Genomic DNA, 11,249 nt, shown 5'->3' with positions numbered 1-11,249 from the left:
GCGCCGCCTGCCGGTGCGTCGGCCGGCCCCGCGCCGCCGCGGGCGGCGCTCATCGCCGCCGCCGTCTCCTCCAGCGTCTCGACGCGCCGTCCGGCCAGTGCCACCGACCAGCCCGCCGCGTTCAGGGCCACCGCGACCGCCCGGCCGATACCGGAACCGGCTCCGGTCACCACGGCTGTTCTCCGGTCGGTGTCGGTCCTCCGCATGGCGTCCATGGCCACGCAGCGTACGTGAGGTACAACTTGGCGAGGCACACGGATCACTATCTCCATAGCTCCGCCATGTGCATGTTGTGTACCCGACAACAGGGCGCCTTCGCCCCCGAGTGGAATTCCAGGTGACAGCCGCCGTCAGGGGAGGGGCACATGACACCTTTTCACCGCCGGACACTGGGAACAGGACCGCGCGTACCGGCGCAGGTCGTACCCGCAGCGGGCGTACCCGCGCATGGAACTCCCGTACAGCGAGCGTCAATAACAACGTCAACGTCAGCCGGAATGTCAGCCGGAACGTCAAGCGCGGCGGGGACGTCGGCGCGAACGTCAACCTCGGCGGGCACGCACTCACTCGAACTGAGGGCCGCAGCCGCGCATCTCGGCCGGCGCCGCTTCCTCACCGGTACCGCTGCCGCCGCCGCGCTGGCCTTCGCCGTCAATCTGCCGACCGCGGGCATCGCGGGCGCGGCCCAACTGGACGCCAGGAAGATCGCCGAGGACCCGTTCACGCTCGGCGTCGCCTCCGGTGATCCGCGTCCCGACGGCGTTCTGCTCTGGACGCGGCTGGCGCCACGCCCGTACGAGCCCGACAGCGGGCTGCCGCCCAACCGTGTCGCGGTGCGCTGGGAGTTGGCGCAGGACGCGCGCTTCACGCGGATCGTCAAGCGCGGAGAGGCCGACGCGCATCCGGAGTTCCATCACAGTGTGCATGTCGATGTGCCCGGCCTGGGCGCGGACCGCGTGTACTACTTCCGCTTCCGCGTCGGCAACTGGATCAGCCCGGTGGGCCGTACGCGTACCGCGCCCGCGAGCAGCGCCCGTATCAGCGAGCTGAAGTTCGCCGCCGTCTCCTGCCAGGCGTACCACGACGGCTACTTCACCGCGTACAAGCATCTGGCGGAGGAGGACCTCGATGTGGTCTTCCATCTCGGCGACTATCTGTACGAGTACGCCGTCAGCGCGGTCGGCGGCGCGCGCAACTATCCGGAGCCGCGGCTGCCCGCGCACTTCAACCGCGAGACGACGACGCTGGAGGACTACCGGCTGCGGTACGGCCTCTACAAGTCGGACCCGGATCTGCGGGCCGCGCACGCCGCGCATCCGTTCGTCGTGACGTGGGACGACCACGAGACGGAGAACAACTACGCCGGGGACACGCCCGAGAACGACATCCCGCCGGAGGAGTTCCTGCTGCGCAGGGCGTCGGCGTACCGCGCGTACTGGGAGAACCAGCCGCTGCGCCTCCCGCAGCGGCCTCAGGGCTCCGACATGAAGCTCTACCGGCGGCTGGACTTCGGGCGTCTGGCGCGGTTCGACATCCTGGACACCCGGCAGTACCGCTCGGACCAGGCGTACGGCGACGGCTGGCAGACGCCGGGCCCGGAGTCGGAGGATCCGTCGCGCACACTGACCGGCGAGGCGCAGGAGCGGTGGCTGCTGGACGGCTGGAAGAAGTCGGCGGCCATCTGGAACGTCGTACCGCAGCAGGTGACCTTCTCGCAGCGCCGCAATCTCACGACGCCGGACTTCAAGCTGTCGATGGACTCGTGGGACGGCTATCCGGCGTCGCGGCAGCGGCTGCTGAGCGGTGTGGAGGCGGCCGGCATCAAGAACCTCATGGTGCTGACCGGCGATGTGCACACCGCCTACGCGTACGACATCAAGAAGGACTGGAACAACCCGAGGTCGCGCACGCTCGGCACGGAGATCGTGACCACGTCCATCTCCAGCGGCCGGGACGGCGCGGACCGCCCGTCCAACTGGTCCACCCTGATGACGGCCAACCCGCACATGAAGTTCTACAACGGCCGCCGCGGCTATGTGACGGTGACGCTCACCGCGAAGCGCGCCCGAGCGGACTTCAAAACGGTCAACGCGGTCACCACACCGGGGGCCCCACTGACAACAGCGGCCTCCTTCACGACGGAGGCCGGCGCCCCGGGCCTGAAGCCGAGCTGAGCTGGGGCCTATTCCTGCGCGGCCCCTGGAACAGGCCCGCCTGTTCGCCCCCCAAGCCAGGGCCCCGTCCCGCCAGACGGGGCCCTGCGTACGAGGTCTCTTCGGTCAGGCCGGTGGTCACACGTGGCGCGGGGCGAGGTCCTGGCCGATGCCGCGGCCGGCACCGGTCACCACCGCCACCAGGTCGTTACGGGTGTTCGTCATGATTGCTCCCACGGGAGTGTGATGGTTCCTGCGGTTGGGCGGGCGGGTGAGTGGACGGGTGATCAGGCGTTGATCTCGGGGAAGCGGTACTCGGTCCGGTCGCGCTTGGTGTAGAGCTGCCAGTAGGTCTCGGCGAGCTCGTCGGGGTCGAGGACGTGCGGGCCGGTGACACCACCGGTGACGGCGGCCAGGTCCTCGGGTGTCATCGCGTTGTAGGACTCGCTGTTCTTGATCAGTGCGGCCAGGGTGGAGACACCCGCGTAGACGCCGGCGCCGGCGACCTCTCCGTGCAGGGAGTGGACGAAGTTGCGGATTGCCGACATGGCCGGGCCGATGCCGCTGAGGTGCGGCTGCGGGTCGGCGGCGGTGAATCCGCCGGTGACGATGAAGCCGCCGTTGCCGCGTTCGGTCATCTCGGGCAGAACGGCGTGGGCGATCTCTACCGGCGTGAGCAGGAACAGGTTGACCAGCGGCGCCAGGCGGGCGGCGTCCAGCTCGGCGGCGGGGATGAAGGCGGTGCCGCCGGGCAGCGGCTGGTAGGAGACGACGTCGATGCGGCCGAAGCGCTCGCGGATGGCATCGATGACCGGGCGGGCGTTGGCCGGGTCGGACAGGTCGGCCGGGAAGGCGGCTGCCTCGATGCCTTCCGAGGCGAGCTCTTCGACCATGGCCTGGAGCCGCTCGGCCCGGCGGGCGATCAGCGCGACGCGGAAGCCTTCCTTGCCGAAGCGGCGGCCGAGCGCGGTACCGAGACCGCTGCCGGCACCGAAAATGGCGACAACCTGGGACATGGGTCTTTCCTTACTGTGCTACGGGTGTCCGTGTGCTACGGGTGTCCGTCGACCGGACGGCCGACGGAGAGAAGGCCGACGGAGAGAAGGCCGATCCGGCGCGAGCCTCCCGGCCGGGGACGGATCGGCGGGACGTGCCCCGAACTGAGCCGGTCAGGTTTGGGCAGGCCTCAGGGCCTGGCCGACGGGGAAGTCGATGGATCGGGCGAGCGCCTGGCCGGCGTCGACCTCTTCGAGGCGCCTGGTGAGCGCGGCCCGGATGGCCGCGTGGGCGTCGCTGCCCAGGGCGACGCGGCGCAGCGCGGGCTCGGTGCCGGCGGAGTCGATGATGGCGGCTGCCACCTTGACCGGGTCGCCGGGAGCCTCGGCCGTGAGGTTGCCGGCGGCCCGGACGGCCTGGTGCACCTGTCCGACCGGGGTGTCGGCGTAGACCGGCAGTGGCTCGGCGACGCTCAGGGAAGCACCGAATCCGGTGCGGATCACACCCGGCTCGATCATGGTGACGCCGATACCGAACGGAGCCACCTCGCCGATCACGGACTCCAGGAAGCCCTCCACACCCCACTTCGAAGCGTGGTACATGCCGGCGCCCGGACCGGAGATATGGGCGCCCATGGTGGAGGTCTGGATGAACCGCCCACCGCCCTGGGCGCGCAGATACGGCACGACCGCGCGGAAGAGCTGGATCGGTGCGGTCATGTTCAGCGCGATCTGCTCATCGATCGCCTCGTCCGACAGCTCCTCGGCCGCGCCGACCGCGCCGCGCCCGGCGTTGGAAAAGACCACATCCACGCGGCCCAGCTCGGCGAACGCACGCCCGACGACCTCGCGGAGCGCGGCGGTGTCGGTGACGTCCAGCGCCGTGGTCCACAACAGCCCCGGGTACTGCTCCTTCAGGTCGTCCAGGACCTCGGGCTTGCGCGCCGTGGCGGCGACACGACGTCCCGCATCCAGCAGCTGTTCGACAACCGTCCGCCCGATTCCGGCCGACGCGCCGGTGACGAACCACGTCTGTGTTGCCATGACCGCTCCTTAATCCAACTAGTTGGTTGGGAACGAACCTACGTCGCCGCCTCGCCGTCGTCAAACCATCCAGTTGGATTTATCTGCCCATCGCCCAGAAATTCAACTGCCTGGTTGGTTTACTCTTGCGGGATGGGATACGACTCCGCCGCCACCCGCGCCCGGCTGCTCGACGCCGCCTTCGACGAGTTCGTCCGCGTCGGGCTCGCAGGCGCACGCGTGGACCGCATCGCCGCCGCCGCCTCCGCGAACAAGCAGGCCATCTACGCCTACTACGGCTCCAAGGACGCGCTGTTCGATGCCGTGCTCGCCGACCGGCTGACGGTCCTCGCGGACTTGGTGCCCTTCACGCCCGCCGACCTGCCCGGCTACACCGGCGCTCTGCTCGACGCGCTGACCGCCGACCCAGGCCTGCTGCGCCTCACCCAGTGGAAAGCTCTGGAACGCCCAGGCGCCTCACATCTGGAGCGGGAAGCGCACGTCACCAAGGCCGTCGAGATCGCCGAAGCTTACGGCGTGGGCGTCGAGGCCGGGATGGACATCCTGATGCTCGTCGTCGTAGCCGCCCAAGCCTGGGCCACCACGGCGCCGGAGATCCGCAACCCGAACGGCGCCGACGAGGCCGCCCGGCTCGTCCGGCACCGGGCAGCCATGACCAAGGCCGTCCGGGCCGCCATCGACGCCACGCTGCCCGCGACCACCTGACGCCGTAACGCATGGCGGGCTGCTCGTTCTCGGTCGGACGGAAGGGTGGCGCGGTCCGGACACGTTGTGCGGAGACGACGATGCCTCGGTTGCGCTGGTCGGTGGGCAGGTCCAGTACGGGCCGGAGGGCGCCGGCCGTGCCGTCCAGGTCGCCGCCGTACAGCCGTACAAGGGACAGGTTGCACAGGGCTTGGGCGCTGGGCGTTATGTCCGGTTCGCGGTACTGCCAGTCTGGACTTGCTGGTCCAATTTCTGGGTGCGACTGTGGAGCCCGCCGAGAACGGAAGAGGTAGTTCCATGGATCTGCAACTGAACGGCAAGCGCGCGCTGGTGACCGGATCGAGTACCGGGCTCGGTGAGGAGATTGCCAAGGTGCTGGCGGCCGAGGGCGCGGCGGTTGTTGTGCACGGGCGGGATGAGGCGCGGGCCGTGGCGGTGGCCAAGGCCATTCGGGAGGACGGCGGCGAGGCGAGCGTCGCGGTCGGCGATCTGGCTACGGACGCCGGTGCCGACGCGGTGAGGGCGGCCTCCGTCGTCGGCGGGCCGGTCGACATCCTGGTCAACAACCTCGGTGTCTACGATCCGGCGGCGACCTGGTCCAGCATCTCGTCCGCCGACTGGTCCGGCATCTACAACACCAACGTCGTCTCCAGCGTGCGGACCATCCAGCGTTTCGTGCCGGACATGCGGGAGCGCGGCTGGGGCCGCGTCATCCAGATCAGCAGCGTCCTCGGCGACCGGCCCATGGCGAGCCAGCCGCACTACGCCGCGACCAACGCCGCCCGTGACAACCTCGCCGCCTCCCTGGCCCGCGAACTGAAGCACACCGGTGTCACGTCGAACTCGGTTGCGGCGGGCGGCATCCTCACTCCCACCACCGAGGCCTATCTGACCGATCTGGGCCGGCAGAACGGCTGGGGCGAGACCTGGGAGGAGATCGAACCCAAGGCCGTCGAAGCGCTGGCCACCAACGACACCGGCCGCATCGGCCGCCGACGCGACTACGCCGACCTCGTCGCCTTCCTGGCCAGCCCGCTGTCCGGCTACATCACCGGTACGACCTTGCGTGCGGACGGCGGATGGTACGACGCGTAGTCGGCGGTTCCGGCTGCGGTTCCTGTGCGATTCGGCCGCGGGCTCCCGTGCGCCGTACGTCCTAGTCGTCCGCCGGGAAGCGGACGCCGATACGGTCGCGTACCGCGTCGAGCGTCCGCATCACCGCGAGCGTGCCGTCCAGCGGTACCAGCGGGGATTCCGTTTCGCCCGCGCGCAGGCAGCGCATCACCTCGGCCGCCTCGTACTGGAGGCCGTACAGTCCGCCGTCCGCCGTGAATTCCTCGGGCTCGGTGCCGGGCTCGGCGCCGTTCCTGTGCAGGACGAAGCGTTCCGCGTGGAAGAAGCCGGACGGCAGCTCGATGCGTCCCGTCGTGCCGGTCACCGTCGCCGTCACCGGCGTGCCTCCGGTCAGTGAGCAGGACAGCAGCGCCGTCGCTCCTGAGTCCCAGCCCAGCAGTATCCCGGTGTTGAGATCGACGCCCTCGGGCGAGAGCAGCGCGTCGGCCTGTACGCGGTCGGGCTCGCCCAGCAGGAGCTGGGCGAAGGAGACCGGATAGACGCCCAGGTCGAGCAGGGCGCCGCCGCCGAGGGCCGGATCGCGCAGCCGGTGGCCGGGATCGGCCGGGCCGGGGAAGCCGAAGTCGGCCTGGACGGTCTGGATCTCACCGATCGCGCCGTCCCGTACCAGCTCGACCAGGCGCCGGATCACCGGGTTGCAGTACGTCCACATCGCCTCCATGAGGAAGAGGCCGCGCTCCCGGGCCAGGGAGACCAGTTCGGCGGCCTCCCGGACGTTGAGCGTGAACGGCTTCTCGCACAGCACCGGCTTTCCGGCCGCGAGGGCGAGTCCGGCCGCGGCCCGGTGCGCGGAGTGCGGAGTCGCCACGTAGACGACATCCACCTCCGGATCGGCGACGAGCGCGGCCCACTCGCCGTACGCGCGCGGGATGCCGAACCGGGCCGCGAACTCCTTCGCCGACGCGTCACTGCGCGAGGCCACCGCGACGACCTCGGCGTCCGGCAGCTCCTGCACCTCCGCGGTGAACCGCGCGGCGATGCCGCCCGTCGCCAGCACACCCCAGCGCACTGTGTCCCTCGGTGATGTCTGTGCCGCCTGTGACGTCTGTCCCGTTGCCATACCTGCCCCAAAAAAGGTCTCGACCGCTCCGCTTGAGCTGAGAGCATAGGTAAGGATTCAACGACATGGAGAGACGATGCCGGACGGCGGTCAGACCACCGAAGGACGTAAAGGCCACATACCGCCCGAGCAGCGTCGCTCGGCAGCAATTCAGAAACAACAGTCGGCTCCGCCCGAGGAGCGGGTGATTGTTCACACACCCGCCACCGCCGCCCGCCGCGCCGGGCTGCTCGTCACCCTGGTCCTCGGAGGGCTTACCGCACTGCCTCCGCTCTCCATGGACATGTACCTCCCAGCCCTGCCGGAGGTCACCCGCTCGCTCGGCTCACCCGCCGCGACCGTCCAGATCACTCTCACCGCCTGTCTGGCGGGCATGGCCCTCGGCCAGATCGTCGTCGGACCCATGAGCGACAAATGGGGACGGCGCAGGCCGCTGCTGCTCGGCATGGTCGTCTATGTCCTCGCCACCGCGATCTGCGCCCTGGCGCCGACCACCGAACTCCTCATCGCCTTCCGGCTGCTGCAAGGCCTCGCGGGCGCGGCGGGCATCGTGATCGCCCGCGCGGTGGTACGCGATCTGTACGACGGCGAGGAGATGGCCCGCTTCTTCTCCACCCTGATGCTGATCTCCGGAGTCGCGCCGATCATCGCGCCCGTGATCGGCGGGCAGGTGCTGCGCCTCACGGACTGGCGCGGCATCTTCGTCGTGCTCACGGTGGTCGGCATCGTCCTCACGCTCGTTGTGTGGAAGTGGCTGCACGAGACGCTGCCACCGGAGCGGCGGCACAGCGGCGGTGTCGGCGCGGCGCTGCGTACGATGCGCGGGCTGCTCGCCGACCGTGTCTTCACCGGCTACATGCTCGCGGGCGGTCTCGCCTTCGCCGCGCTGTTCGCGTATGTAGCGGCCTCGCCGTTCGTGGTGCAGGAGATCTACGGTGCCTCGCCGCAGACGTTCAGCCTGCTCTTCGGCGTCAACTCCATCGGTCTGATCGCCGTCGGCCAGATCAACGGCAAGGTGCTGGTCGGGCGCGTCAGTATGGACCGCGTGCTGGGCTTCGGGCTGGTGGTCATCACCTTCGCCGCGGTGGCGCTGCTGCTGATGACGTCCGGTGTGTTCGGGAAGGTGGGGCTCTTCCCGGTCGCGGCAGGGCTGTTCGTACTGATGTCGGCGATGGGTCTGGCGATGCCCAACACCAACGCGTCGGCGCTGATGCGCACTCCGCACGCGGCCGGTTCCGCCTCGGCCCTGATCGGTACGTCGTCGTTCCTGATCGGTGCCGTCGCCTCGCCGCTCGTCGGGATCGCGGGCGAGGAGACCGCGGTGCCGATGGCGCTCGTCCAACTCGTGTGCGCGGTCGGCGCGCTGGGCTGCTTCGTGGGTCTCGTACGGCCCTGGGAGCACCAGCCGCCCGTCGAGAAGCACCAGCCGCCCATCGAGCGTCCGGCCGCCGGCGTCTGAGAGCACAAACGCCGGAGCACAGACGCGTCACCCGTCGCGGTGCGGATATCCGATCAGATGCGGTGTGTCCTTGCCGTCCGTCCAGCGGAAGAGACCGGCTCCGGCCGTCTCGCCGCTGGGCAGCCGCACATTGGGAGCCAGATCCTCCGGTGTCGCGGTGGTGAGATCCACGACGACGGGCGTCCCGCCGCCCGCGAGCGCGTCCGTCGTGTTGCGGGCGCTCGACGCGCCGTACGCCGTGCCGTCGTCGCCCACGGTGGTCAAGGTCAACGGCTGCGTGCCGTCCGGCTCCTCGAAGCAGTACGCGGTCTTCGCGTCCAGATCGAAGGCGAGCCGCCCGGCGATCAGGAAGCGGCCGTCCGGCGAGGCGATGAGCTGCGGGTCCTCGACGGGTGCGATGGCCGGCCTGCGGCACCGCACCTGGGCCACGGCCTTACCGGTCGCCGCCTCGTGCACCGCCCAGACGTCATGCGTACCGGCGTCCTTGGCGCCCTTCTTCTTCCGCCACTTGGCGAGGATGTAGTCGCGCGCCACGGAGGCCGGCATGCCGGACGTGGGATCGGTGCCCTTCGGCGCGACCTTCCGGCTGAACCAACCGCCGCGTACCCAGAACTCCTTGGCGCCGCTGACCAGCAGGCCCCGGTCCGTGACGGCCCGTACCTCCGTCAGCTTGCGGCAGTTCGGGCAGCCCTTCGGATAGCCGAGCGATCCCGGCGGGACCTGGACCACGTCGCCGGTCGTCGGATCGACCACCGCGCTGACCGCCTTGCCGTCGCTGATCAGAATGCCCGGCCCCGCGGCGCTCACGGTCGGCTCGTCCGGCCACGGGACCTCGACGCGCCTGCGGGAGCCGTCGGCCGCGTTGTACACATCGAGGGAGACGATGGAGTCCGAGGGACGCAGGGCCTCCGGTTCGAGCTTTCCGTACGACCAGGTGACGAAGTACTCCACATCGTCCTTGGCGACGGAGAGCAGCCGCGGGAAGCGGTCCGGCGCGAAGAGCGGCCGCCAGGGCGCACCGTCCCAGCCGTGCCTGCCGGTCGCGGGATCGAGCGTACGGATGCGGAACCGCGTGTCGCCGACCCGTTCCAGATAGGCGATGCGGCTCGTGGCCTCGGCGACCGCGTAGTCGGGCGAGGCGTCGTCGATCTCCCAGCCGCGCGCGGTGTCGTACGTCGCGGGAACGGTGAGCTGGTGCGCCGCGAACGACGTGCTCTTCGGCGGCTTCGCGGGCCGTGCGTCGTCCTTGGAGCTCTGCTTGCCGCCGCACGTGGCGAGCAGGAGCAGCAGCGCCAGCACGATCACTCCGGACACCAGGGCCAGACGTACGACCCTCTGTCTCATGGTCCCCCCGTGCGAGCGGCTGCCGGACAACGGGCGTCAGCGTAGCAACACGCCTCGGGCGGCTCGCAGTTCGCTTCACCATTGCGGTCGCGGTCGCCATCGATACGGGCGCCGTTCGCCGCCTGTACGGGCAGTGGCCCTGCCCGATACGGTCAGCGGTCGCCGCGATCCGGCCGCACGCCTAGAATTCGGCGGTGAACGCGACCCTTCCCACCGCCGAGGCCCTGCGCGCCGCGCTCGCCGGGCTGCTCGACGGACTGCCGCCCAGACAGGCCGCTCAGGCCGTCGAGCGGCTGATCGTCAACTACCGCGGCGCGACGCCGACGGACGCGCCGGTGCTGCGCGACCGGTCCGATGTGGCCGCGTACGCCGCGTACCGGATGCCGGCGACGTTCGAGGCCGTACGGGCGGCGCTGGAGGCGCTCGCGGACACCGTGCCCGACTGGATGCCGGGCAGCCATGTCGATGTGGGCGGCGGCACGGGCGCGGCGGTCTGGGCGGCGGAGGCGGTCTGGGCGGACGACCCCGGGCTGGACGGCGGCCGTACCACCGCCGTCCTGGACTGGGCCGAGCCCGCCCTCGCGCTCGGCCGTGAACTGGCCGCCGCCTCCGGCGCCCGCGCGGTACGCGCCGCCGACTGGCGTCGGACGAGGATCGGTACGGCGCTGAAGCTGCCGGAGAGCGATCTCGTGACGGTCTCGTACGTACTGAAGGAACTCACCGAGCGGGACCGGGCCGCGCTCGTGGCGGAGGCCGCACGCGCCGCCGAGGCCGTGGTGATCGTGGAGCCCGGGACGCCCGACGGTTATCTGCGGATCATCGAGGCCCGTGACCGGCTGATCGAGGCCGGGCTGCGGATCGCCGCGCCCTGCCCGCACGGCGGCGCGTGCCCGATCGAACGAGGTACGGACTGGTGCCACTTCGCGGCGCGTGTCAGCCGGTCCTCGCTGCATCGGCAGGTGAAGGGCGGCTCGCTGCCGTACGAGGACGAGAAGTTCAGCTATGTCGCGGCGGTACGCTTCGAGGCGCCGACGACTCGTACCGACCGTGCTGACGGTACGGACCGGGCCCGTGTCGTCCGTAAGCCGCAGATCCGTAAGGGACAGGTTCTGCTCGACCTGTGCACCGAGGACGACGGACTGCGACGCGAGACGGTCACCAAGCGGCACGGCCCGCTCTACCGGGCGGCGCGGGACACGGCCTGGGGCGACACCTGGCCTTCGCCCAGCACAACGGACGGCACCGACGCCACCGACGTCACCGGCGGCTCAGAGGCGTAGCTCCTGCGTGCAGCACTTCACACTGCCGCCGCCCTTGAGCAGCTCCCCGAGGTCCAGGCCGATCGGCTCCCAACC

The 11,249-nt window shown here is 70.4% G+C and carries 10 protein-coding genes and 1 pseudogene; 5 read left to right on the top strand and 6 right to left on the bottom strand.

Annotated elements, in window-relative coordinates:
• Positions 1–215: SDR family NAD(P)-dependent oxidoreductase (locus GA0115259_RS11940; RefSeq protein WP_176732515.1), on the bottom strand; the 215-nt coding region annotated here is incomplete at its 3' end.
• A 282-nt stretch (positions 216–497) separates the two neighbouring features.
• On the opposite strand from GA0115259_RS11940, the gene GA0115259_RS11935 reads away from it, so the two are divergent.
• Positions 498–2,174 (top strand): alkaline phosphatase D family protein, encoded by a 1,677-nt coding sequence (locus GA0115259_RS11935; RefSeq protein WP_093594919.1) that lies wholly within the window; start codon positions 498–500, stop codon positions 2,172–2,174.
• 266 nt (positions 2,175–2,440) lie between these two features.
• Here the strand turns inward: GA0115259_RS11935 and GA0115259_RS11930 are convergent, their stop codons facing one another.
• Together GA0115259_RS11930 and GA0115259_RS11925 are read right to left on the bottom strand one after the other, a co-directional pair.
• Positions 2,441–3,169, bottom strand: coding sequence for an SDR family NAD(P)-dependent oxidoreductase (locus GA0115259_RS11930; RefSeq protein ID WP_093594916.1), 729 nt, complete (start codon positions 3,167–3,169; stop codon positions 2,441–2,443).
• Between the two features lie 153 nt (positions 3,170–3,322).
• Complete coding sequence (locus tag GA0115259_RS11925) at positions 3,323–4,192, bottom strand: SDR family oxidoreductase (RefSeq protein WP_093594913.1); 870 nt, start codon at positions 4,190–4,192, stop codon at positions 3,323–3,325.
• 132 nt (positions 4,193–4,324) lie between these two features.
• Between GA0115259_RS11925 and GA0115259_RS11920 the strand changes: the two genes are divergently transcribed.
• Positions 4,325–4,897: a TetR/AcrR family transcriptional regulator gene (locus tag GA0115259_RS11920; protein WP_093594910.1), complete on the top strand. Its 573-nt coding sequence runs from the start codon at positions 4,325–4,327 to the stop codon at positions 4,895–4,897.
• A gap of 297 nt (positions 4,898–5,194) precedes the next feature.
• Positions 5,195–5,992 (top strand): SDR family NAD(P)-dependent oxidoreductase, encoded by a 798-nt coding sequence (locus GA0115259_RS11915; protein ID WP_093594907.1) that lies wholly within the window; start codon positions 5,195–5,197, stop codon positions 5,990–5,992.
• A 61-nt stretch (positions 5,993–6,053) separates the two neighbouring features.
• Here the strand turns inward: GA0115259_RS11915 and GA0115259_RS11910 are convergent, their stop codons facing one another.
• Positions 6,054–7,091, bottom strand: a complete 1,038-nt coding sequence (locus GA0115259_RS11910; protein ID WP_093594904.1) for a Gfo/Idh/MocA family protein — start codon at positions 7,089–7,091, stop codon at positions 6,054–6,056.
• A gap of 76 nt (positions 7,092–7,167) precedes the next feature.
• Between GA0115259_RS11910 and GA0115259_RS11905 the strand changes: the two genes are divergently transcribed.
• The gene (locus GA0115259_RS11905) at positions 7,168–8,550 is read left to right on the top strand and encodes a Bcr/CflA family multidrug efflux MFS transporter (protein WP_093594901.1); all 1,383 of its coding nucleotides are present in this window, start codon (positions 7,168–7,170) and stop codon (positions 8,548–8,550) included.
• 27 nt (positions 8,551–8,577) lie between these two features.
• Here the strand turns inward: GA0115259_RS11905 and GA0115259_RS11900 are convergent, their stop codons facing one another.
• Entirely contained in the window at positions 8,578–9,894 is a 1,317-nt protein-coding gene (locus GA0115259_RS11900) for a hypothetical protein (protein ID WP_176732514.1), read from the bottom strand.
• A gap of 194 nt (positions 9,895–10,088) precedes the next feature.
• Here GA0115259_RS11900 and GA0115259_RS11895 point away from each other — a divergent pair, with 194 nt between their 5' ends.
• The gene (locus tag GA0115259_RS11895) at positions 10,089–11,174 is read left to right on the top strand and encodes a small ribosomal subunit Rsm22 family protein (RefSeq protein ID WP_093594898.1); all 1,086 of its coding nucleotides are present in this window, start codon (positions 10,089–10,091) and stop codon (positions 11,172–11,174) included.
• Here GA0115259_RS11895 and GA0115259_RS38990 read toward each other — a convergent pair.
• Positions 11,163–11,249, bottom strand: a pseudogene (locus GA0115259_RS38990) (amidinotransferase); the annotation flags it as partial. The gene GA0115259_RS11895 and the pseudogene GA0115259_RS38990 overlap by 12 nt on opposite strands.

Source organism: Streptomyces sp. MnatMP-M17, from assembly GCF_900091995.1.
Classification (GTDB): domain Bacteria; phylum Actinomycetota; class Actinomycetes; order Streptomycetales; family Streptomycetaceae; genus Streptomyces.
Note: the sequence above shows the minus strand (reverse complement) of the source record. Positions and strands in the feature narration are given on the sequence as shown.